The organism is Pseudomonas prosekii (genome assembly GCF_900105155.1).
GTDB classification, from domain to species: Bacteria; Pseudomonadota; Gammaproteobacteria; order Pseudomonadales; family Pseudomonadaceae; genus Aquipseudomonas; species Aquipseudomonas prosekii.
On record NZ_LT629762.1, the window covers coordinates 4,648,116 to 4,671,196 of the forward strand.

Consider the following 23,081-nt stretch of genomic DNA (forward strand, 5'->3'; position numbering starts at 1 on the left):
GCAACCGCCCGGCGCGGGCGCACGGGCAGTGAAGGTCAGCGATTTGACGCATTGAACTGCGTCGTAGGGAAGGTAAGCAAGATGGTACAGGTGAGAGCACACCAGCCGATCAACACCGACGGCAGTATCAATCTCGAGGCTTGGCTCGATCATGCGGTCAGTGTCGATCTGGCACTGGATCGCGAAGCCTTGAAGGAAGCGTGCGAGTTCGCTCGCATGTCCGAACAACAGGCCAATGCGGCAAAAAATCTGTGGTCCGAGGGGACCTCAAGTTTTCGCACCGGCCTTGAGATCGCCGAGATTCTCGCCGACCTTAAACTCGATCAGGATTCGTTGGTGGCGGCGGTGCTGTACCGCGGCGTGCGCGAAGGCCAGATCGAACTGCCGGCAGTCAGCCAGCGGTTCGGTCCGGTGGTCGCCAAGCTGATTGACGGCGTGTTGCGCATGGCGGCCATCAGCGCCAGCCTGAGCCCGCGTCAATCGCTGGTGCTGGGCACCCAGGGCCAGGTCGAAAACCTGCGCAAAATGCTCGTGGCGATGGTCGATGACGTGCGCGTCGCGCTGATCAAACTGGCCGAACGTACCTGCGCGATCCGTGCGGTGAAAACCGCCGACGACGAAAAGCGCAATCGCGTCGCCCGTGAAGTCTTCGACATCTATGCACCGCTGGCCCACCGTCTCGGCATCGGCCACATCAAGTGGGAACTGGAGGATTTGTCCTTCCGTTACCTCGAGCCTGACCAATACAAACAGATTGCCAAGTTGCTGCACGAGCGGCGGCTGGATCGCGAGCGCTTCATCGGCGACGTGATGAACCAGTTGCGCAACGAATTGACCGCCACCGGCGTCGATGCCGACATCAGTGGCCGGGCCAAACACATTTATTCGATCTGGCGCAAAATGCAGCGCAAAGGTCTGGAATTCAGCCAGATCTACGACGTGCGGGCCGTGCGCGTGCTGGTCCCGGAAATGCGCGACTGCTACACCGCGCTCGGCATCGTTCACACCTTGTGGCGGCACATCCCGAAAGAATTCGACGACTACATCGCCAACCCGAAAGAGAACGGCTACCGCTCGCTGCACACGGCGGTCATCGGCCCGGAAGGCAAGGTGCTGGAAGTGCAGATCCGCACGCATTCCATGCACGAAGAAGCCGAACTCGGGGTTTGCGCGCATTGGCGCTATAAAGGCACCGACGTCAAATCCGGCTCCAACCATTACGAAGAGAAGATTTCCTGGCTGCGTCAGGTCCTCGAGTGGCACGAAGAGCTGGGTGATATCGGCGGTCTGGCCGATCAATTGCGCGTCGATATCGAACCGGATCGGGTGTACATCTTTACCCCCGACGGCCACGCCATCGACTTGCCGAAAGGCTCGACACCGCTGGACTTCGCCTACCGCGTGCACACCGAAATCGGTCACAACTGTCGTGGCGCCAAGATCAACGGGCGCATTGTGCCGCTCAACTACAGCCTGCAAACCGGTGAGCAGGTCGAGATCATCACCAGCAAACACGGGACGCCGAGTCGCGACTGGCTGAACTCGAACCTTGGTTACGTCACTACCTCGCGAGCGCGGGCGAAGATCGTTCACTGGTTCAAATTGCAGGCCCGTGACCAGAACGTCGCGGCCGGTAAAACCTTGCTCGAGCGCGAACTGACACGTCTCGGCTTGCCCGCGGTGGATTTCGACAAGCTGGCCGAAAAAGCCAACATGAAAACCGCCGAGGACATGTTCGCCGCCCTCGGTGCCGGCGATTTGCGCCTGGCGCAACTGGTGAATCTGGCGCAACAACTGGTCGAGCCGGAGCGCGGCAACGAACAGCTGGAGCTGATCCCGCGCAAAGCCACCGGTTACAAGCCGGGCAAGCGTGGCGACATCCAGATTCAAGGCGTCGGCAACCTGATGACGCAAATGGCCGGCTGCTGTCAGCCGTTGCCGGGCGACGCGATTGTCGGTTACATCACCCAGGGCCGGGGCGTGAGCATTCACCGCCAGGATTGCGCCTCGGTGCTGCAACTCGGCGGGCGCGAGCCGGAGCGGATCATTCAGGTCAGCTGGGGCCCGGTGCCGGTGCTCACCTATCCGGTGGACATCATCATCCGCGCCTACGACCGGTCCGGCCTGCTGCGTGACGTTTCGCAAGTGCTGCTCAACGAGCGGATCAACGTGCTCGCGGTCAACACCCGCTCGAACAAAGAGGACAACACTGCGTTGATGTCCCTGACCATCGAGATTCCGGGGCTGGACGCATTGGGCCGATTGCTCGGGCGGATTTCGCAGTTGCCGAACATCATCGAAACCCGGCGTAACCGCACGCCGTGAAGCGGTCCCTTGTAGGAGCGAGGCTTGCCCGCGAAGGCGTCATACCTGACACACCGCCTTCGCGGGCAAGCCTCGCTCCTACAGGTTTCCGGTTGCCCAATACACCGCGTTGCCGCAGAGATTGATTGATGTATTCACTTGAAGATTTACTGCACCTGATGAACCGCCTGCGCGACCCGCAGTTCGGTTGCCCGTGGGACATCAGGCAAACTTACGCGAGCATCGTCCCGCACACCCTGGAAGAAGCCTACGAAGTTGCCGACGCCATCGAGCGTGGCGACTTTGATCACTTGCAGGGCGAGTTGGGCGATTTGTTGTTTCAGGTGGTTTATTACAGCCAGCTGGCCCGGGAAGAAGGGCGCTTCGAATTCGCCGGCGTGGTCGACAGCATTACCCGCAAGCTGATTCGCCGGCATCCTCACGTGTTCCCTACTGGCGATCTGTATGCGCCGCTGGACGTACCACGCCTGAACGAAGAACAGGTCAAACAGCGCTGGGAACAGATCAAGGCTGAGGAGCGCGCCGAGAAATCGTCGGCGCCTGAGCAACTGTCCTTGCTCGATGACGTGCCCGCCGCGCTGCCAGCCTTGTCCCGTTCGGCCAAATTGCAGAAGCGCGCCGGGCAGGTCGGTTTCGACTGGCCGGACGCCTTGCCGGTGCTGGACAAGGTCCGCGAAGAGCTCGATGAAGTGCTCGAAGCGATGGCCGACAACGACTCGGCAGCGATTGCCGATGAAGTCGGGGACTTGCTGTTTTCAGTGGTCAATCTGGCGCGGCACCTCAAGGTCGATCCGGAAACCGCACTGCGCGGCGCCAATGGCAAATTCGAAAGACGCTTCCGTTTTATCGAACAGGCATTGCGCGACACCCACCGTCCCATAGAAGATTGCACCCTCGAAGAGTTGGACGCCTTGTGGGGCGAAGCCAAACGTCAGGAAAAGAATTTGCCCAGCTGCGGTTGAGCAGTTGCCTAAGTGAGAAATAAGCACCATGAGCATTTCCCTTCGCGACCAGTTGCTCAAAGCAGGGCTGGTCAACCAAAAGCAGGCCAAACAGGTCGGCAAAGACAAGCAGAAACAGCAACGCCTGGCCCACAAGGGGCAGATTGAACTCGATGATTCGCAGCAGCGCGCGGCTCAGGAAGCGAAGGCCGAGAAGGTCAAGCGCGACCAGGAGCTGAACCGTCAGCAACAGGAGAAGGTCGAGGCCAAGGCCCGCGCCGCTCAGGTCAAGCAACTGATCGAGGCGTCGCGCCTGCCGAAGCTGACCACCGAGGATTACTACAACTTCGTTGACGACAAGAAGGTCAAGCGCCTGTGCGTCAACACGCTGATGCGCAACAAGCTCAGCAACGGTTCGCTGGCGATCGTGCATCACGCCGGCGGCTACGAAGTGATTCCGCGTGAGGCGGCGCTGAAGATCCAGGAGCGCGATCCGCAGCGCATCGTGCAGATGAACGTGAAGACTGAAGAAGTCGCGGCTGAGGACGATCCGTACGCGGCTTATCAGATTCCTGATGATCTGATGTGGTAAGGCTTGCTGTGTCGAGTCGATAAAAGGCTCGCTACAACGACGAACCCCGCCAATGGCGGGGTTCGTCGTTTTCAATGCTGTGATTGCCAAATGCTTCGCGGTGTCAGGCAGAACGTAACTCGCGTTGTTGTTCCAGGGTTTCCAGTTCGGCCTTGTAGTTGTGCGCGTCGGTCTCGGAATGAAACATCCCGACCAGCAAGTCTTGTTGATGCACATCCCAGATCCGCACACCGGCGGCCACGCCTTCGTGGGACATGTGTGAATCGTCGCGTTCAGTTACTTTTACAGTCATCTGCTAGCTCCAATTTCAGTTATCTGCAGCAAAGCGTGTGCAGGCCTCTGTTATATGTTTGGTTAGCTCCCTAAGTAAACGCTTTCGTTTCGCAACGAATAATTGCGAAAACTGCAAATGGGCTGCAGCCCGCTAAAACCGCGACATTCGGTCGCAGGCGCTTGAGTTTCATGACAAATGTTTCATGTTGGCCCGAGTAAATGCACGACTTGTAGCAGCTGGCGAAGCCTGCGTTCGGCGACGAAGTCGTCGCAAATTCGGAATATACGATTTACCTGACATACCGCATTGGCTGATTTCACGACGACTGCGTCGCCGAACGCAGGCTTCGCCAGCTGCTACAGGAGGGCGGCGGGGAGGTGTTTTTCCAGGCATAAAAAAACGCCCCGAACCAGTCGGGGCGTTTTTATCTGAAGCGAGCGGCGGCGAGTATTACTTGCCGGCCCAGCGCTTCAATACCAGCGTGGCGTTAGTACCGCCGAAGCCGAAGCTGTTGCTCATCACGGTGTTGATGGTGGCGTCTTCGCGCGTCTTGGTCAGGATCGGCATGTCTGCCACTTCCGGGTCCAGCTCGTCGATGTTGGCGGAGCCCGCCATGAAGTTGCCTTCCATCATCAGCATGCAGTAGATCGCTTCGTGAACGCCGGCGGCGCCCAGGGAGTGACCCGACAGGCTCTTGGTCGAGCTGATGGCCGGAGCGTTCGCGCCGAACACTTCACGCACACCTTTCATTTCCGCGACGTCGCCGACCGGAGTCGAAGTGCCGTGGGTGTTTAGGTAGTCGATCGGGGTATCCACGGTGGACATCGCCATCTGCATGCAGCGGATTGCGCCTTCGCCGCTTGGGGCGACCATGTCGTAACCGTCGGACGTTGCGCCGTAGCCAACGATTTCCGCGTAGATCTTCGCGCCGCGGGCCAGAGCGTGTTCCAGCTCTTCAACCACGACCATGCCGCCACCGCCGGCAATGACAAAACCGTCACGGTCAGCGTCGTAGGCACGGGAAGCTTGTTCCGGGGTGTCGTTACGCTTGCTGGACAGAGCGCCCATGGCGTCGAACAGGAACGATTGGCTCCAATGCTCTTCTTCACCGCCGCCGGCGAACACGATGTCCTGCTTGCCCATCTGGATCTGTTCCATGGCGGTACCGATGCAGTGAGCACTGGTGGCGCAGGCAGAAGCGATGGAGTAGTTCAGGCCCTTGATCTTGAACGGCGTTGCCAGGCAAGCGGAAACGGTGCTGCTCATGGTCCGCGTGACACGGTATGGGCCGACGCGCTTCACGCCTTTCTCGCGCAGGATGTCCAGCGCTTCCATCTGGTTCAGCGTGGAGGCGCCACCGGAACCGGCGATCAGGCCGGTACGCGGGTTGGAGACTTGCTCATCGGTCAGACCGGAGTCAGTGATGGCGTCTTTCATGGCCAGGTAGGCGTAAGCCGCCGCGTGGCCGACGAAGCGATAAATCTTGCGATCGATCAACTCTTCGAGGGGCAGGTCAATGGAGCCGGAAACCTGGCTACGCAGACCCATTTCGGCATATTCCGGGTTGAACCGGATGCCCGGGCGACTTGCACGCAGGTTAGCGGAGACGGTCTCTTTGTCATTGCCCAGGCACGAAACGATGCCCAGACCAGTGATAACGACGCGGCGCATGCGGATAACCCTTAGAAGTTTTCAGTGGAGGTAAACACGCCGACCCGGAGGCCTTCGGCGGTGTAGATTTCGCGGCCATCGACACTGACCGAACCGTCGGCGATTGCGAGGTTCAGCTTGCCTTTGAGGACGCGCTTGATCTGAATGTTATACGTAACTTTCTTGGCGGTCGGCAGGACCTGACCAAAGAACTTCACTTCGCCCGAACCGAGGGCCCGACCGCGGCCCGGCAGACCTTGCCAGCCGAGGAAGAAACCGACCAGTTGCCACATGGCGTCGAGGCCCAGGCAGCCCGGCATCACCGGATCACCTTCGAAGTGACAGGCGAAAAACCACAGGTCTGGAGTGATATCCAGCTCGGCGACCAATTCACCTTTGCCGTACTTGCCACCTTCTTCGCTGATATGGGTGATGCGATCCACCATCAGCATGTTCGGCGCGGGCAGTTGCGCGTTACCTGGGCCGAACAGCTCACCGCGACTGCAGCGCAGCAGGTCTTCCCGAGTAAAGGCGTTTTGTTTGGTCATGCGAGCTCCTCAATAGTCCCGTGCGGCAGGGTGGGGCAAATCTTCCCGGCCGATCGAAGCGTTCATGCCTCGAGTCGACAGCCTACTCATAGACTATTGCGTTGTGGTGAAAGTCACAGCGCCAAGGACATGAATATACACTTGTGCACTGAAATTATTATTCAAGCCCCTTTTCGGGCCTGTTCGGGTGCCTAAGACTGCCGCACTTTCGCCTTTCACGCCAGTCGCAGATAGCCGAAAGGACAGCACTACTGCACCCAACGCTGCAGAATTTGCTGCAGATCAGTGCGTTTGAACGGCTTCGCCAGGTAATCGTTCATACCCGCCGCCAAACAAGTTTCGCGGTCACCCTGCAAGGCGTTGGCGGTGAGCGCGATGATCGGCACGTCGAGGCAGCCGGGCAACTGGCGAATCTGCCGAGTTGCTTCGTAGCCGTCGATAATCGGCAGTCGACAGTCCATCAGGATCGCTTCGAAAATCAGGCTCTCGGCACTGCGCACTGCTTGCTCGCCGTCAGTGGCGACGCTGACGGTGAAACCGAGACTGCGCAACATCGCTTCGATAACCGTCTGGTTCACCGGGTTGTCCTCCACCAGCAGCACATTGCGGCCCTCGCCATGACCATTGCCCGACGGTGCGCGCGGGCTCGGCAACGGCGGCAATGCCTGCTTATATAGAGCCAGCGGTATTTCCAGGGTAAACACCGAACCGCGACCTTCCTCGCTCTGCGCGCGCAACGTGCCGCCCATGCGTTCGGCCAGCGTGCGGGCAATCGGCAAGCCCAGCCCGGTGCCGCCGTAACGTCTGGAAATCGAACTGTCGGCCTGCTGGAAAGCGTTGAACATCAACTCCAGGCTCGCCGCCGGAATACCAATGCCGCTGTCGCGCACGGTGCAGGTGAACCACAGCAATTCGTGATCCAGCGATTGCCATTGCGCTTCAATGGACACGCGGCCGTGCTCGGTAAACTTCAGCGCATTGCCGATCAGGTTGACCAGAATCTGCCGGATCCGCGTCGGATCGCCCTGTACCTGCAAAGCGCGCATGTCTGCGGGGATGGTCAGGTCCAATTCCAGTTTGCGTTGCGCCGCGCTGTGCTGAAACGCCTGCGCGCAACTGCCGATCAAGTCCGCGAGGTTGAACGGGATGTGCTCCAGTTCCAGCTCCGAGCGCTCGATGCGCGAGAAGTCGAGAATGTCGTTGATCACCTTCAGCAAATGCTCGGTCGACTCCGAGGCCAGCGCCGCGTATTCGACTTGCTCCTCGGTCATGTCGGTGGTTTCGAGCAACTGCAACATGCCCAGCACGCCGTTCATGGGCGTGCGCAATTCGTGGCTCATCATCGCCAGGAAATCGGATTTGGCGTTGTTGGCTTTCTCCGCTTCTTCACGCGTCTGGATCAACTGTGACATGGCTTGCTGCTGTTCGCGGCTGGCCTGTTCGAGGCCGTCGGCGAGGTTGTTGATGTGTTGCGACAAGGCGCCCAACTCGGTGTCATCGACGATTGGCAGCGGCGTGCTGTAGTCGCCTTGCTGGATGGCCTTGACCGCGTTGCCGATGTCGCGGATCGGTTGCGACAGACTGCCGGCCAAGCGTCGCGCCAGCAGGAAAGTAAAGAGCAAGGCGAACAACGCCAGAATCGCCGCTTTGAACAAAATCTCTTGCTGGCGCTGGCTGAAGGCATCGTTGGACAGACCGACGATCACCCGGCCCAGGTAGTCCTCGCTCGGCGCACTGACCGAGGTGCGGGTGTTCTCGAAGAAGTCGTTGTTCAGCGCAATCCGTTGCAGGCGCACCGGCGCCTGAAACACCTCGACCTGCTGCGAACGGTTGTGCGATTCCGACGGTTGCTCGACGTACACCAGAATCCGGTCGGCGCTGTCCTGCACTTCGAGGAAACGCACATTGGGCGTGGCCAGCGTAGCTTTGAGCAGGCTTTCGAGCACATCGTTGTTGCCGGAAATCACCCCGTATTCGGTGGCCGGTGCCAGTTGATTGGCAATCAGTTGCCCGGTGTGATTGAGCTCCTGGCGCAGGTCTTGAATGCGCACAAACGTGAAGAAACTGATCAGCAGCAAGGTCAGCAACAGGGCAGGGCCGAGGCTGATGATCTGGGTACGGGTGTTGATGTCCCAACGGCGTCGGAAGGTCATGGGTGGCGTTCTCCTTCGGCCAACTGTGTTGCGACAGACGCTTCATTCATCTGTTCAATACCTAATGAACGAGCCACTTGCGCATTGCTTAACACTTTGAAGTGCCGTGGGTAGAGCGTGCGTGGCCAACTGGCGGTCGGGCGGTCGAGCAAATCGTCGAGAATCGCCAGCCAGTCATTCTGGTCGCTGTAGGTGCTGGCAAGGCTGCCGGCCTTGACGAAAGCGGCGTTGGGCCCGATCAGCGCCATTTGCCGCGCGTAGCTGCTGAGCAGCAGGTTTTTCGCGGTTTTCGGGTTGTACAAATCGGGGTCGTCGAGGCCGAGCAATACGTCGCTGTTTTTCAGCAGGTCCTGCAAAGGGCGGCTGTCGCTGGTGTCGTCCCAGCGTTCGGCGACGATCTCCAGGCCCAGCGGCAGGGCGGCGTGGCGCAATTCCTTGAGGAGGAATTCGCTGTGGCGGTCATACAAAACGCCGACGCGGCGCGCTTGCGGCAGGATCATCCGGGTCAGGCGCAATTGCCGCTCCAGCGGCGGATCGCTCCATAACAGACTCAAATGACTGGGCTGCAGATTGCTCAAGCGTTGCCGCGCTTGCAGGCGGCTGATGCGCAGCACCAGCGTGGCCGGGCCCTGACTTTCCTGCAGACGCCAGTCGAGGCTCGGCGGGTCGAGCAGAATCAAGCGTGTGCCGCTGGGCAAGTTGCCCGGCGCCGGCAGGCTGTCCAGTGCTTGAAAACGCACGTTGTCGCTGGGGCGCAACGTTCTCAGGGCCTGAACGAAAGATTGCACGCCGGGGCTGTCCTCAGCGCCGGTCAGCAGAATTTCCACGGCACTCGCCGACAGACTGGCAAACAAACCACTGACGACCACGCACAGCACGCCGAGCAGTTGGCCAAAGGTTGGCGTCTTCCGTGACTGAACCCGCATTTAGAACGCCAGCTCCGCGCTGAAATAAAGCACTCGGCGCTCGTCGTAATGGTTGTCGGCGAAGGTAGTCGGCTGATTGTCGAGGCGCTGTTGCAGCACGCCGGCCAGCTCCAGATTGGCCTTGCCCAGACCAATACGTTTGGCCAGGCGCGCGTCGACCCGTTCGAAACGGTAGCCGTTCAGCGCGTCGTCACCATAGTAGAAGAGCGCGCTGTTCCAGCCGTGGCCCCAATCGCGCAACCAACCTGCCGAACCGCTGTTGCGCGCAGTTTGCTGCTGGTCCAGCGGGTTGCTCGCCTTGGCATCGACGTAGGCGTAGGTCAGGCGCACGCGATCGGCACTGCCGAGGCGCCAGTCGAGTTGCGTTTCGGCGCCGGAGAATTGCGAGGTGTTGGCGTTGCTGGCGATGTATTGGTTGTTGCGCAACGGCTCGCTGATCATCCCGGTGATTTCGTCGTAGAACAGCTTCACATCGATTGCCAGCCCGAGCTCGGCGAAGAAGCCGTTGTAGCCCAGCTCCCGCGAGCGCATGCGTTCCTTGTCGAGGTCGCCGGGGCCGCGGGTCTTGACGAAATAACGAGCGCTGGACTGGCCGTAGGCGCTGGGCTGCAGGTTGGTCACCTGATAGCTCCAGTTCACGTTGTTCTCGAACATGTTCGGCGAGCGGATCGCTTCCGAATACACCGCGCGCACGCCGTGGCGCGGGTTGATCAGGTAGTTCACCGCAACCCGCGGGGTCAGCGAGCTGCCGGTCAATTGCGTGTCTTCAAACATCGCGCCGCCCTGCAGCAGCCAGTGTTCGCTGGCGCGCCACTCGAGTTGGCCGAACGTGCGCCACGTGGTGTCGTCGAGCGTGCCATTGAAGTAGGTCTCGGAATCTGCCCGGTCGTAACGATAGTTCATGCCGCTGACCAGTCGCAGACTATCGGACAGGCTCAAGGTGTCCTGCAATTCGAGGTCGTAGCGCGACTCGCGGGTGCTCTGGTCGATGTCGCCGCAGAGGGTTCGGCGGGCGCCGTTTTTCCATTGGTCGAGCACTTGATTGGCCAGCGCTTGCTCAGTGGCGGTGCCGGCCGGTGCGCCGGGGCCGGTGAACATCAACATGTTGCGCGCGAGACGTTCGGTGTAGTTCGGATTGATCTGCCACAGCTCGCTCAGTTGCGGGCTGAACGACACTTCGGCATCACAGGCGCGCCAGGTCTGCTGGCGGTCCCAATGTTGCGCCGAGCCCTGAACGTACAGGCTGTGATCAGGATTGATGTCGAGGTTCCAGCGCAGCGAGCCGGCGTAATCCTTGGCAATCACGTCGGAATTGTTACCCGCAGCGGTAATCCCCGAGAACACTGGCCGGTAGGTATAAGGCCGCTGGTTGGCGCCGTCCTTGGCATTCAACTGCACGTCGATGCTCTGGTTGTCGTTGAGCGCCTGGCTGACTGCAAGATTGAAGCGGTCGAGGCGTCGACTGTCGCGGTAGTCGGCGCCATTGCGGTCGCTGTCAAAGCCGTCGTCCTGCTGGCCGGAAAGCGACAGGCGCAAATCGCCGCCGTCCCAGCCGGTGCCCTGGCTGGCGTAGAAATCATTGATGCCGCGCTGGCCTCGGGTGATTTTCAGGCGCGTGCCGTGGCTGTCCGCCGGGTTGCGCGTGATGATGTTGACCACCGCCATCAGCGCATTGGCGCCGTAGCTGACGGTGTTCGGGCCGCGAAACACTTCGATGCGCTCGATGTCTTCCATGGCCACCGGAATATCGCTCCAGTCCACCGTCGCCAGGCCCGCGCGGTACACCGAGCGGCCATCGATCAACACCTGCATGCGCCGCGCTTCGCTGGCGTTGGTGCCGTGGTAATTCACCGCCGGCTGATTGCCGTTGATGTTGCCGACCATCATCCCCGGCACCAGCCGCAGCAACTCGCTGATGTCGCGGGCACCGCTGGCGTCGATCAGTTGGCTGTCGATCACCGTCATGCTTCCCGGCACGGCCGCTGGCGACTGCTTGAGCCGCGTGGCGGTGAGCACTTGCGGCAGCGCTTCGCTGTCGAGAAACAGGTCGTCGGCGAGCAAAACCGGGCTGAAGATCAGCGCCAGCAGCAATGACGAGCGAGGTGCAGGAGGACCGAAAAACACGACAAAGCCTTGGTAGCGATTAAGTGGCGCGCATGTTAACCGAGGTCGTCGGGTTTTCCAGTCACGATCTGGGCATTTTCCTCGGTTTTATTGGTCTTCTTCCTACAACTGCCGGTAATTGTCGCAGGGGCTGGCCGCCACTGGGCCGCTCCGTATAATGCCGGCATCGCCACTGGTATGGATTAACGGATTGCATATGACTGAACAGCGCCCGATTGCGGTCCTGGGAGGCGGAAGTTTTGGTACCGCCGTGGCTAATTTACTGGCCGAGAATGGCCATCAGGTTTTGCAGTGGATGCGTGATCCCGAGCAAGCCGAGGCCATTCGGGTCAATCGCGAGAACCCGCGTTACCTCAAAGGCATCAAGATTCTACCCGGCGTCGAAGCTGTCACCGACTTGCAAGCTACGTTGCAGGCGTGTGATTTGTGCTTCGTCGCGCTGCCGTCCAGCGCGTTGCGCGCCGTGCTGGTGCCGCACGCCGAACGCTTGAGCGGCAAATTGCTGGTGAGCCTGACCAAAGGCATCGAAGCCCAGACCTTCAAATTGATGAGCGAGATCCTCGAAGAGATCGCGCCGCAAGCACGCATCGGTGTGTTGTCCGGGCCGAACCTGGCCCGTGAAATCGCCGAGCACGCGTTGACCGCCACGGTGGTCGCCAGCGAAGACGAAGAGTTGTGCCAGCGCGTTCAGGAAGCGCTGCACGGGCGCACTTTTCGCGTGTACGCCAGCGCCGATCGTTTTGGCGTGGAGCTGGGCGGCGCGCTGAAAAACGTCTACGCGATCATTGCCGGCATGGCGGTGGCGCTGGGCATGGGCGAAAACACCAAGAGCATGCTGATCACCCGCGCACTGGCGGAAATGACCCGTTTCGCGGTGAATCAGGGCGCCAACCCGATGACCTTCCTGGGTCTGGCCGGAGTCGGCGATTTGATCGTCACCTGCTCGTCGCCGAAAAGCCGCAACTATCAGGTCGGCTTTGCCCTCGGCCAGGGCTTGAGCCTGGAAGATGCAGTGACGCGCCTCGGCGAAGTGGCCGAAGGGGTCAACACGCTGAAAGTGCTCAAAGCCAAATCGCAGGAAGCGGGGGTCTATATGCCGCTGGTCGCCGGGCTGCACGCCATCCTGTTCGAAGGTCGCACGCTTGATCAGGTGATCGGTCTACTGATGCGGGGCGAGCCGAAAACCGACGTCGACTTCATTTCCACCAGCGGTTTCAACTGAACACGTTTTGCCAATGGAGCAGGGACGAGATATGAACGATCCGAAAACCGAAGCCAAGTACGAATCCATCCTCCTGCGGGTGTTGTGGATGATCGTCTACTTGCTGGTCTGGCAAGTGGCGCAATTTATCCTCGGCGCCGTGGTGCTGGTGCAACTGATCTACCGTTTGATCTACAGCGCGCCGAGCGGCAGCCTGATGAATTTTGGCGACAGCCTCAGCCAGTTCCTCGCGCAGATCGGTCGTTTCGGCACCTTCCACACTGATCAGAAACCCTGGCCGTTCGCCGATTGGCCAACCCCGCGCGCACCCGAAGGTGAAGCGCCGCACGCGGTCGCGCCTGCGCCACATCCGGCGCGTGATGAGGAGCCGAAGCTATGAAAATCTGGGTATTGCGCCACGGTGAAGCCGAGCCACACGGCTCACGTCCGGACTCCGAGCGCGCCTTGACCGATCACGGTCGCGAAGAAGTGCTGCGTACCGCCGCCGAGTTGATCGGCCATCCGATCAGCGCCATTTATGCCAGCCCTTATTTGCGCGCGCAGCAGACCGCCGAGCTGGTGCGCGATGCGTTGGGTTTCCTGCCGGAGATTCGCACCGTTGAATGGCTGACCCCGGACAACCGCCCGCAAGCGGTGGCCGAGCAGTTGGTGTCGGTGGATAACGCCTTGCTGGTCAGCCATAACCCGCTGGTCGGCAACTTGCTCGGGTTCCTCCAGCACGGCCACGTGCAAGACCCGGAAGCGGTGAAAACCGCAGGCCTGGCTGAACTCGAAGGCGACCTGCCACTGGCCGGCGCGATGAAACTCAAAGCGCTGAAACATCCCTGATCCGCTTTGGCTCTCGTAGGAGCGAGGCTTGCCCGCGAAAGCGGCGTCTCAGGCAATAAATTTGCCGAATGATGCACCCTCATCGCGAGCAGGCTCGCTCCCACCATGTCGCAGGTCATCGCAAAAATTTGTATCAAATAAGCAACCAAGCACTTGCTTGGTTGACTACGCTTGCTCCAGACCAAAAAAACAGGAGCGAGTCGCATGTCTGCTGCTTTCCGTTTGCCGCTGGACGTGTTCTACGAGCGTGAAGCCCGTCATCCCGAGCAGCGATTTCTGGTTCAGCCCAGCGGCGGCGGTCGCGTCGAAACCCTGACCTGGGGCGACGTCGGCCATCAGGCTCGCTGCGCCGCGCACTGGTTGCGCGCGCGGGAATTGCCGCCAGGCAGCCATATTGCCCTGATCTCGAAAAACTGCGCGCACTGGATCGTCGCCGACCTGGCGATCTGGATGGCCGGCCATGTGTCGGTGCCGCTTTACCCCAACCTCACCGCCGAATCCGTGGCTCAGGTGCTGGAGCATTCCGAAGCAGCGCTGGCCTTTATCGGCAAACTCGATGACTGGCCCGGCATGTCGCGCGGCGTCAGTGCTGATTTGCCGACCATCAGCCTGCCACTGCATCCACCCGGCACATTCAGTTTCAGTTGGGACGACCTGCAAAACAGCTCGCCGATTCAGGACAATCCGACGCCGGCCGCCGATCAATTGGCGACGATCATCTACACCTCGGGCACCACCGGCCTGCCCAAAGGCGTGATGCACACCTTTGGCAATCTCGGTTTCGCCACTACGCGCGGCACGCAATTGTTCGGGCTCAACGAGTCGGATCGGCTGCTGTCGTACTTGCCGCTGTGCCATGTGGCCGAGCGCATGTTCGTCGAACTGGCGTCGATCTATACCGGGCAAACCGTGTTCTTCGCCGAGAGCCTCGACACTTTCCTCACCGATTTGCAGCGCGCGCGACCAACCGCGTTGTTCGGCGTGCCGCGCATCTGGACCAAATTCCAGATGGGCGTGTACAGCAAGATCCCGGCGAAACGCCTGGATTGGCTCCTCGGCCTGCCGTTTATTGGCAAGCGAGTCGGGCACAAAGTGCTCGCCGGGCTCGGCCTCGACGCGTTGCGCATTGCCTTGTCGGGGGCCGCGCCGGTGCCACAAACCCTGCTGCTGTGGTACCGCAAATTGGGGCTCGACGTGCTCGAGGTGTATGGCATGACCGAAAGTTGCGGTTACTCGCACATCGGGCGGCCCGGCGACAACAAAACGGGCTGGATCGGCCGGCCATGTCCGGATGTCGAAATGCGGATTGCCGAGACCGGCGAGGTGATGGTGCGCAGCGGTGCGACCATGCTCGGCTATTTCAAGGAACCGCAGAAAACCGCCGACACCATCACTGCCGACGGCTTTCTGCGCACCGGCGACAAAGGTGAGCAGGACGCTCAGGGCAACTTGCGCCTGACCGGGCGCCTGAAGGAAATCTTCAAGACCAGCAAAGGCAAATACGTCGCCCCGGCGCCGATCGAGAATCGGCTGGCGGTGCATTCGCGGATTGAACAAGTGTGCGTGGTCGGCGATGGCTTGAGTGCGCCGCTGGGTTTGTGCGTGCTCTCGGACGTCGGCCAGCAGGACGCGACGGGCGCCGCGCGGGCGGGGTTGCAAAGCAGCCTGGAAAAACTCCTCGAAGAGGTCAACGGCGCGCTCGACAAACATGAGCGCTTGCGCCGATTGGTGGTGGTCAAGGACAGCTGGGCGGTGGAAAACGGCTTCCTCACGCCGACGCTGAAGATCAAGCGCAACGTCATCGAGGCCGCGTATGGCGCGCGTTTCGAAGAATGGAGCGAGCGAAACGAGCCAGTGCTGTGGCAGGATTGAGCGACCAACAATACCTATACCTGTAAAAGGAACCTGCGATGAGTCTCTGGCGTACTGCTCCCGACATTGAACAACTGAACACATTCCAGAAAAACACCATCGGCGAAGTGCTGGATATCCGCTTCGACGCCTTCGACGACGAATCCCTGACCGCCAGCATGGTCGTCGACCATCGCACCCATCAGCCGTTCGGCCTGCTGCACGGCGGCGCCTCGGTGGTGCTGGCCGAAACCGTCGGGTCGATGGCCAGTTACCTGTGCATCGATGCCAGCAAATTCTATTGCGTGGGCCTTGAAGTCAACGCCAACCATCTGCGCGGTTTGCGCAGCGGCCGGGTGACGGCGGTGGCCAAAGCCATTCACATCGGCCGCACCACGCACGTCTGGGACATCCGCTTGAGCAGCGACGAAGGCAAAGCCAGTTGCGTGTCGCGCCTGACCATGGCGGTTGTGCCGTTGGGTGAGAATCCTCCGGCGCGTTGAGGTTGAGTTTCTTCAGATGAAACCATCCCTCACCCCAACCCTCTCCCCAGAGGGGAGAGGGGGCCGACCGAGTTGTTTAGTCGAAGTACATCGACCTGAAAGTCCGAGTCGAACGCAGGTTCTGAAAAGTCCTCGATCGGCTCCCTTTCCCCCTCTCTCCCTTGGGGAGAGGGCTGGGGTGAGGGGTGGATTTAACTGACACCCCCCATAGCCATGGCCGGACTGTCATCATTCCTGTCAGTTACAGTCATTGCCGCCGCTCATGCTGTTGCGGACAATCACCCTCACGTTTCTCGCCCATGGATTGACCGGTATGCCGCAGCAGATCTTTTTCGCCCACGCCAATGGCTTCCCGTCGGGGACCTACGGCAAGTTGTTCGCGGCGTTGGCGCCGGAGTACCAGGTGACGCATCTGGAGCAGCACGCCCACGACCCGCGTTTCCCGGCGGACGACAACTGGCACAACCTGGTGGACGAGTTGATCCATCACCTCAACCAACAGCCTGAGCCGGTCTGGGGTGTCGGTCATTCCTTCGGTGGCGTCCTGCATTTGCACGCCGCGCTGCGGTGCCCCGAACTGTATCGCGGTGTGGTCATGCTCGATTCGCCGGTGCTGACCCGCGCCGATCAATGGGTAATCCGCGCGGCCAAGCGGTTTGGCTTCATCGATAAGTTGACCCCCGCCGGGCGTACTTTGGGCCGTCGCGAAGAATTCGCGGACATCGAAAGCGCGCGCAGCTACTTCGCCGGCAAAACCCTGTTTCGCGGCTTCGACCCGGAATGCTTCGACGCCTACCTGCAGCACGGTTTGCACAAGGTGGGCGACAAGCTGCGACTGCGCTTCGACCCGGCCACCGAAATCAGCATTTACCGTGGCGTGCCGCACACCAGCCCCGGCCGCGCCCGGCAATTGAAAGTGCCATTGGCGGTGGTGCGCGGGCATAAAAGCCGCGTAGTCATGCGCCATCACGCCAGCTCCGTCGGGCGCATGCCGTTCGGCGAATCCCTGAGCATGCCCGGCGGCCACATGTTTCCCCTCGAACGCCCGCAAGACACCGCTACGCTGCTGAAAAACCTGTTCAGCCGCTGGGAAGGCCGCCGCCAGCAGGATTGCGCATGAGCAGCGTCGTCGAAGAAGTCCGCCTGAGCCTGCCGCACATCGAATTGGCCGCGCACCTGTTCGGCCCCGAAGACGGTTTGCCGGTGATCGCCCTGCATGGCTGGCTGGACAACGCCAACAGCTTTGCGCGGTTGGCGCCGAAGCTCACAGGTTTGCGGATTATCGCGCTGGACATGGCCGGTCACGGTCATTCCGGACACCGGCCGACTGGCGCTGGCTACGCAATGTGGGATTACGCGCACGACGTGCTGCAAGTCGCCGAGCAATTGGGGCTGAAGCGTTTTGCGTTGATCGGCCATTCAATGGGCGCGATTGCTGCGTTGATCATTGCCGGCTCAATGCCGGAGCGCGTCACGCATCTGGCGTTGATCGATGGCGTGATTCCTCCTACAGACAAAGGCGAAAATGCGGCCGAGCGCATGGGCATGGCCCTGCAAGCGCAACTCGACCTGCGGGAGAAACGCAAACCGGTCTACAACACCCTCGACCGCGCCATCGAAGCGCGAATGAAAGGCCTGGTGGCGGTGAGTCGCGAGGCCGCGGAGTTGTTGGCGCAACGCGGTTTGATGCCGGTGCCGGGCGGCTACACGTGGCGCACCGACAGCCGTCTGACGTTGCCATCGCCGCTGCGTCTGACAGAAGAACAGGCAATGGCCTTCGTAGCGCGTATCACTTGTCCTACGCAATTAGTGGTCGCGGCTGACGGCATGCTCGCCAAACACCCCGAGTTGCTGGAGCGTCTACCCTTTGCCCGGGAACAGCTGCCGGGCGGCCATCATTTGCACCTGAATGACGAGCTCGGTGCCGGCCTTGTCGCAGACTGTTTCAATCGGTTCTTCGCCGTTCCTTGACTTGCGCCGGGCAACTGTCGAGGCTGGGCGGGTTGAAATGGGAGACAACCATGATAGATCTCTACACCGCTGCGACCCGGGAAGGCCACAAGGTCTCTATCGTGTTCGAGAAACTCCGCTTGTCCTGCACGATGCAGGCACTGAGTTTCGACCAAAAGGAACAGGGCGTGCCAATCCGATGAGCAGGCCCATGCGTACACTCAGTCTGCTGGCCCTCAGTTGTTTCAGTCCGTTGCTGTTGGCGGCGGACATTGCGGGCAGCCAGGACTTGCCGATCGTGCCGCGCCTGGCCGACGCGCAAATCGTCGACTATCGCGCGCCGGTCGAGCTTGAGCGGATCTATCCGCTGGGCTCGATCCGCAAGATCAGCGGCCAATTGCGTTTCGACGGCCAGGTCAGCGCCCGTGGCCAGACCACCTCGGTGACCTACGAACTGCCCGCCGAGCATTCCTCCACCGAAGCCTTCACCGTAGCGCGCGAAGCCTTGCAGAAGCAGGGCGCCGAGCTGCTGTTCTGGTGCCAGGCTCGCGATTGCGGCGAGAGCAGCCTGTGGGCCAATGAAGTCTTCGGCAATTCCAAACTGTACGGCGCCGACGAACAGCAGGCGTACTTGCTGCTGCGGCTGGCGGCGCCCAACGATGACTCGCTGGTGGCGCTTTACAGCATCACTCGTGGCAATCGCAAAGCCTATCTGCACGTCGAGCAATTTGCCGCCGCCGCACCGCTGGGCGATCTGCTGCCGACCTCCGCGACCCTGCTGCGCCAGCTCAAAAGCACCGGCAAGCTGGATTTCCCCAAACTCGACGCTGAACCTGACGCCACTTGGCTGCGCCTGATTTCCCGTGGCTTGAACCTCGACACGACGCTGCGGGTCAGTGTTTCCGGGGCCAATGCCGAAGCCTGGCGTCAATCGCTGATCAGCCAGGGCGTGCGCGCCGCCCGCCTGGAGACTGGCAACGTCGAAGGCTCTGGCCTGCACTTTGAACTGTTGCGCTAAGCTGCACCCGGCGAGCGCGCCCATCGCGTTCGCCTACTCTTTGTTTTAGTGACCTTTGCTCTACTGACTTTTTTCGAGACTTGGATGATCAATAACGATCGGCTGTTGGTGCAGATTCTGCTCCTGGTGCTGTTTGGCGCGAGCCTCTGGGTGATGGCACCGTTCTGGTCGGCATTGTTCTGGGGCGCGGTGCTGGCGTTTGCCAGTTGGCCGCTGATGCGTTTGCTGACCCGTTGGCTGAATGGCCGCGAATCGCTGGCGGCGGCTGTGCTGACCCTCGGCTGGATGTTGCTGGTGGCGGTGCCGCTGGTTTGGCTGGGGTTCAATCTGGCAGATCACGTGCGCGACGCCACGGCGTTCATCAAGGATGTGCAGGTCGACGGCCTGCCGGAAGCGCCGACCTGGCTTGGCAGCATTCCGCTGATTGGCGAACGGCTGGTGGGTTTGTGGAACAGCATCGACGAGCAGGGCGCGGCGCTGATGGTCACGGCCAAACCTTATCTGGGACAGGTCGGCAACTGGTTGCTCGCGCGCAGTGCGCAGATCGGTGGCGGCATCCTCGAGCTGACCTTGAGCATCGTCTTCGTGTTCTTCTTCTACCGCGACGGCCCGCGTCTGGCGGCGTTTGTTCATGGTTTGCTCGAGCGGTTGATCGGTGACCGCGCCGGTTATTACATCGAACTGGTCGCCGGCACCGTGCAGCGCGTGGTCAACGGCGTGATCGGTACTGCGGCGGCGCAAGCGGTGCTGGCGTTGATCGGTTTTCTGATTGCTGGCGTTCCGGGCGCGCTGGTGCTGGGGATCGTCACGTTCATGTTGAGCCTGATCCCGATGGGCCCGCCGCTGATCTGGATTCCGGCCACGGCCTGGCTGGCGTGGAAAGGTGAGTATGGGATGGCAGTGTTCCTCGGCATCTGGGGCACGTTCATCATCAGCGGCGTCGACAACGTGCTGAAGCCGTACCTGATCAGCCGTGGCGGGAATCTGCCGCTGGTGATCGTATTGCTCGGGGTGTTTGGCGGGCTGATCGCGTTTGGGTTTATCGGCCTGTTTATCGGCCCGACGTTGTTGGCGGTGGCGTACAGCTTGCTGACGGACTGGAGCAAGAGCCATGCGCGGATAGAAGATCGGCGCTGAATTGTGGCGGGCTTGCGGCCACCCTAAAAACCCTGTGGGAGCGAGCTTGCTCGCGATGAGGGCGTATCAGCCGACATCAATGTTGACTGATACACCGCCATCGCGAGCAAGCTCACTCCTACAGTTGATTTGTGTTGAACAGGAAAGATTTATTTCTAACCGGGATTCAATTGCGCGGCAGGTTGATCACGGCGGTCAGGCCGCCGCCCGGCGTCTCTTCCAGGCTGAGCTGCCCGCCCAGGCGTTCCGCCGCTTCCCGGGCAATGGTCATGCCCAGTCCAACCCCGCCGGAATTACGGTTGCGCGAACCTTCCAGGCGAAAGAACGGTTCGAACACCGCTTCGCGTTTATCCGCAGCAATCCCCGGACCGTGATCGATCACCCGGATCACCAGATGTTCGCGGCTGTCCTCCAGCGTTATCAGCGCCTGCCCGGCATAGCGCAGCGCGTTGTCCATCAGGTTATTGATGCACGAACGCAGCGCCATCGGCTGCACTTGCAGCGGCACGCAATGCCCGCTGGCCTGCACATCGGCGCCCTGATCCTGGGCGTTTTCACTGAGCGATTCGACCAGCGCCTGCACGTCCATCCACTGCCGGGCTTCGCTGGTGCGTTGCTCGTGCAAATAGGTCAGGGTCGCGTCGAGCATGCCGATCATGTCGTCCAGGTCCTGGCGCATCTGGCCTTGCAGTTTGCTGTCGTCGATTTGTTCGAGCCGCAGCTTCAGCCGCGACAACGGCGTGCGCAAGTCATGAGACACCGCGCCGAGCATCCGCGAACGCTGCTGCACTTGTTCGATGATTCGCCGCTGCATCTTGTTGAAGGTGTGAGCCGCCTGCCGCGCTTCCCGTGGACCGGACTCGTCGAGCGGCGGGCTGTCGAGGTTTTCGCTCAAGCGCTCGGCGGCATCGCTGAGGCGCTGGATCGGCCGACTGAGCAGTTTGGCGCCGTACCACGCGGCGATGATCAGCGAAACAAACTGAAACGTCAGCGGCACCAGCGGTCCGCCAAACCATGGGCGTGGCGGCCGCTGCTGGTCAGAGAAACCCGGCGGTGGCGGCGGGGGCGGCGGGCCGTAATGGTGAAACCAGAAGAACGCCAACACGTGCGCGAGGATAATCGCGATCAGCAACACACCAAACAGGCGGCCGAACAGCGTATCGAAGCGCGCCCGCATCAGCCGATGTCTCGAGCGTCGAACAGATAACCCTCACCGCGAACGGTTTTGATCAACTGCGGATTTTTCGGGTCATCACCGAGTTTCTGCCGCAGGCGCGACACCAGCAGATCGATGCTGCGATCAAACGCTTCAATCGAACGACCGCGCGCGGCATCGAGCAATTGTTCGCGGCTGAGCACGCGCCGGGGACGTTCGATAAATACCCACAACAGGCGGAATTCGGCGTTGGACAGCGGCACCACCAAACCATCAGCGGCGATCAACTGGCGCAGCACACTGTTCAGGCGCCAATTGTCGAAACGAATATTCGCACGCTGCTCGGTGCGATCGTCGCGCACCCGCCGCAGAATCGTCTGAATCCGCGCGACCAACTCACGCGGCTCGAACGGCTTGGCCATGTAATCGTCGGCGCCCAGCTCCAGGCCGATGATGCGGTCGGTGGGTTCACAACGCGCGGTGAGCATCAGGATCGGAATATCGGATTCGGCGCGCAACCAGCGGCACAACGACAAACCGTCTTCGCCGGGCAGCATCAAGTCGAGCACCACCACGTCGAAATGTTCCGCTTGCAGCGCCTGGCGCATCGCCGCGCCGTCGGTGACGCCGCTGGCGTGGATATTGAAACGCGCCAGGTAGTCGATCATCAGTTCGCGGATCGGAATGTCATCGTCAACGATCAAGGCGCGAATGCTCCAACGCTTGTCGTCGCCGGGCGTCTTTTGATCGTCGTTCACAGGTGCGGGGGTGTTGTGCATGCGTGTGTTCATCTGCCAGAGAGGCTGCCAACCACAAAGTGGGCTGCGAGGTTGTGGCTTCAGCATAGGCGTCCGGCCCGGAGGCGGGAAGTGCTGTAAGGACATGTTGCGGTGGACGAGGGTAGCGCCGGCAGTTGTTGCCGGCGTGTCGTGAGTGTATCGGCCTCGACACAATTGGCGCAGCGGCTAGGCTTGGCAGAGTCTGCGGGACGAATTACCGATCATCGGGTCCCGCAGCGGCGCTGGTTCCGCTACAATGCGCGCCGATTTCGTCCTGCCTGAGAGCCCGCACATGTCCGTCTGCCAGACTCCTATCATCGTCGCCCTGGATTTCCCCACCCGTGACGCCGCACTGAAGCTGGCCGACCAGTTGGACCCGAAACTGTGCCGGGTCAAAGTCGGCAAGGAACTGTTCACCAGTTGCGCCGCAGAAATCGTCGGCACCTTGCGCGACAAGGGTTTCGAAGTGTTCCTCGACCTCAAGTTCCACGACATCCCGAACACCACCGCCATGGCGGTGAAAGCGGCGGCGGAAATGGGCGTGTGGATGGTCAACGTGCATTGCTCCGGCGGCCTGCGCATGATGGCCGCGTGCCGCGAAGTGCTCGACCAGCGCACCGGCCCCAAGCCGCTGTTGATCGGCGTGACCGTGCTGACCAGCATGGAACGTGAAGATCTGGCGGGGATTGGTCTGGACATCGAGCCGCAGGAGCAAGTCTTGCGCCTCGCCGCGTTGGCGGAAAAAGCCGGGATGGACGGTCTGGTGTGTTCGGCACTGGAAGCGCAGGCGCTGAAATCGGCGCATCCGTCGCTGCAATTGGTGACGCCGGGGATTCGTCCGGCGGGCAGCGCGCAGGATGACCAGCGACGCATTTTGACCCCGCGTCAGGCGCTGGATGCTGGCTCGGATTACCTGGTGATTGGTCGCCCGATCAGCCAGGCAGCGGATCCGGCGAAAGCGTTGGCCGATGTCGTCGCCGAAATCGCCTGAACACCGCTAAACCTGTGGGAGTGAGCCTGCTCGCGATTGCGCAGTATCAGCCGACATGAATGTTGACTGATACACCGCTATCGCGAGCAGGCTCACTCCTACATTGGTTTTAG

The 23,081-nt window shown here is 61.0% G+C and carries 21 protein-coding genes and 1 pseudogene; 14 read left to right on the top strand and 8 right to left on the bottom strand.

Features of this window, described 5'->3' with window-relative positions; translation table 11 throughout:
- Positions 1–81: 81 nt before the first annotated feature.
- The 3 genes from relA (at position 82) to BLU01_RS21175 (ending at position 3,858) form a co-directional block, all read left to right on the top strand.
- Positions 82–2,325 (top strand): GTP diphosphokinase, encoded by a 2,244-nt coding sequence (gene relA / locus BLU01_RS21165; RefSeq protein ID WP_092279156.1) that lies wholly within the window; start codon positions 82–84, stop codon positions 2,323–2,325.
- 128 nt (positions 2,326–2,453) lie between these two features.
- Positions 2,454–3,287, top strand: coding sequence for a nucleoside triphosphate pyrophosphohydrolase (mazG, locus tag BLU01_RS21170; RefSeq protein WP_092279158.1), 834 nt, complete (start codon positions 2,454–2,456; stop codon positions 3,285–3,287).
- A 28-nt stretch (positions 3,288–3,315) separates the two neighbouring features.
- Positions 3,316–3,858 (top strand): DUF2058 domain-containing protein, encoded by a 543-nt coding sequence (locus tag BLU01_RS21175; RefSeq protein WP_092279160.1) that lies wholly within the window; start codon positions 3,316–3,318, stop codon positions 3,856–3,858.
- A gap of 103 nt (positions 3,859–3,961) precedes the next feature.
- Here the strand turns inward: BLU01_RS21175 and BLU01_RS21180 are convergent, their stop codons facing one another.
- From BLU01_RS21180 to BLU01_RS21205, 6 genes are all read right to left on the bottom strand, one after another.
- Complete coding sequence (locus BLU01_RS21180; RefSeq protein ID WP_092279162.1) at positions 3,962–4,150, bottom strand: hypothetical protein; 189 nt, start codon at positions 4,148–4,150, stop codon at positions 3,962–3,964.
- 432 nt (positions 4,151–4,582) lie between these two features.
- Positions 4,583–5,803: a beta-ketoacyl-ACP synthase I gene (fabB, locus tag BLU01_RS21185; protein ID WP_092279164.1), complete on the bottom strand. Its 1,221-nt coding sequence runs from the start codon at positions 5,801–5,803 to the stop codon at positions 4,583–4,585.
- Between the two features lie 11 nt (positions 5,804–5,814).
- Positions 5,815–6,330: a 3-hydroxyacyl-[acyl-carrier-protein] dehydratase FabA gene (gene fabA, locus BLU01_RS21190; RefSeq protein WP_042560484.1), complete on the bottom strand. Its 516-nt coding sequence runs from the start codon at positions 6,328–6,330 to the stop codon at positions 5,815–5,817.
- Between the two features lie 248 nt (positions 6,331–6,578).
- Positions 6,579–8,483, bottom strand: a complete 1,905-nt coding sequence (locus tag BLU01_RS21195) for an ATP-binding protein (protein WP_092279166.1) — start codon at positions 8,481–8,483, stop codon at positions 6,579–6,581.
- Positions 8,480–9,409, bottom strand: coding sequence for an ABC transporter substrate-binding protein (locus BLU01_RS21200; RefSeq protein WP_092279168.1), 930 nt, complete (start codon positions 9,407–9,409; stop codon positions 8,480–8,482). Before BLU01_RS21200 ends, BLU01_RS21195 begins: the two co-directional genes overlap by 4 nt.
- Positions 9,410–11,533, bottom strand: coding sequence for a TonB-dependent receptor plug domain-containing protein (locus BLU01_RS21205; RefSeq protein WP_092279170.1), 2,124 nt, complete (start codon positions 11,531–11,533; stop codon positions 9,410–9,412).
- Between the two features lie 196 nt (positions 11,534–11,729).
- On the opposite strand from BLU01_RS21205, the gene BLU01_RS21210 reads away from it, so the two are divergent.
- The 10 genes and pseudogenes from BLU01_RS21210 (at position 11,730) to BLU01_RS21250 (ending at position 20,042) form a co-directional block, all read left to right on the top strand.
- Positions 11,730–12,755, top strand: a complete 1,026-nt coding sequence (locus BLU01_RS21210; protein WP_092279172.1) for an NAD(P)H-dependent glycerol-3-phosphate dehydrogenase — start codon at positions 11,730–11,732, stop codon at positions 12,753–12,755.
- A gap of 31 nt (positions 12,756–12,786) precedes the next feature.
- The gene (locus BLU01_RS21215) at positions 12,787–13,134 is read left to right on the top strand and encodes a DUF4389 domain-containing protein (RefSeq protein ID WP_092279174.1); all 348 of its coding nucleotides are present in this window, start codon (positions 12,787–12,789) and stop codon (positions 13,132–13,134) included.
- Positions 13,131–13,583: a phosphohistidine phosphatase SixA gene (gene sixA, locus BLU01_RS21220; protein ID WP_092279176.1), complete on the top strand. Its 453-nt coding sequence runs from the start codon at positions 13,131–13,133 to the stop codon at positions 13,581–13,583. The genes BLU01_RS21215 and sixA overlap by 4 nt, the downstream gene beginning before the upstream one ends.
- A 204-nt stretch (positions 13,584–13,787) precedes the next feature.
- Positions 13,788–15,455 (top strand): AMP-binding protein, encoded by a 1,668-nt coding sequence (locus BLU01_RS21225; protein ID WP_092279178.1) that lies wholly within the window; start codon positions 13,788–13,790, stop codon positions 15,453–15,455.
- A gap of 38 nt (positions 15,456–15,493) precedes the next feature.
- Entirely contained in the window at positions 15,494–15,937 is a 444-nt protein-coding gene (locus BLU01_RS21230) for a hotdog fold thioesterase (RefSeq protein ID WP_092279180.1), read from the top strand.
- A 313-nt stretch (positions 15,938–16,250) separates the two neighbouring features.
- Positions 16,251–17,057: an alpha/beta fold hydrolase gene (locus tag BLU01_RS21235; protein ID WP_092279182.1), complete on the top strand. Its 807-nt coding sequence runs from the start codon at positions 16,251–16,253 to the stop codon at positions 17,055–17,057.
- Complete coding sequence (locus BLU01_RS21240) at positions 17,054–17,908, top strand: alpha/beta hydrolase (RefSeq protein WP_092279184.1); 855 nt, start codon at positions 17,054–17,056, stop codon at positions 17,906–17,908. Before BLU01_RS21235 ends, BLU01_RS21240 begins: the two co-directional genes overlap by 4 nt.
- Before the next feature lie 50 nt (positions 17,909–17,958).
- Positions 17,959–18,081: pseudogene (locus BLU01_RS28095) on the top strand (glutathione S-transferase); the annotation flags it as partial.
- A 17-nt stretch (positions 18,082–18,098) separates the two neighbouring features.
- Positions 18,099–18,905, top strand: coding sequence for a DUF4892 domain-containing protein (locus BLU01_RS21245; RefSeq protein ID WP_092279186.1), 807 nt, complete (start codon positions 18,099–18,101; stop codon positions 18,903–18,905).
- Positions 18,906–18,989: 84 nt separating this feature from the next.
- A complete protein-coding gene (locus BLU01_RS21250) occupies positions 18,990–20,042 on the top strand; it encodes an AI-2E family transporter (RefSeq protein ID WP_092279188.1) in 1,053 nt (350 codons plus the stop codon).
- 166 nt (positions 20,043–20,208) lie between these two features.
- Here BLU01_RS21250 and BLU01_RS21255 read toward each other — a convergent pair whose 3' ends face one another.
- Positions 20,209–21,219 (bottom strand): sensor histidine kinase, encoded by a 1,011-nt coding sequence (locus BLU01_RS21255; RefSeq protein ID WP_092279190.1) that lies wholly within the window; start codon positions 21,217–21,219, stop codon positions 20,209–20,211.
- The gene (locus BLU01_RS21260; protein WP_092279192.1) at positions 21,219–21,977 is read right to left on the bottom strand and encodes a response regulator; all 759 of its coding nucleotides are present in this window, start codon (positions 21,975–21,977) and stop codon (positions 21,219–21,221) included. The genes BLU01_RS21255 and BLU01_RS21260 overlap by 1 nt, the downstream gene beginning before the upstream one ends.
- A gap of 292 nt (positions 21,978–22,269) precedes the next feature.
- On the opposite strand from BLU01_RS21260, the gene pyrF reads away from it, so the two are divergent.
- Positions 22,270–22,968 carry an orotidine-5'-phosphate decarboxylase gene (gene pyrF / locus BLU01_RS21265; protein ID WP_167370440.1) on the top strand — a complete coding sequence of 233 codons (699 nt, stop codon included), beginning with the start codon at positions 22,270–22,272 and terminating at the stop codon, positions 22,966–22,968.
- Positions 22,969–23,081 lie beyond the last annotated feature (113 nt).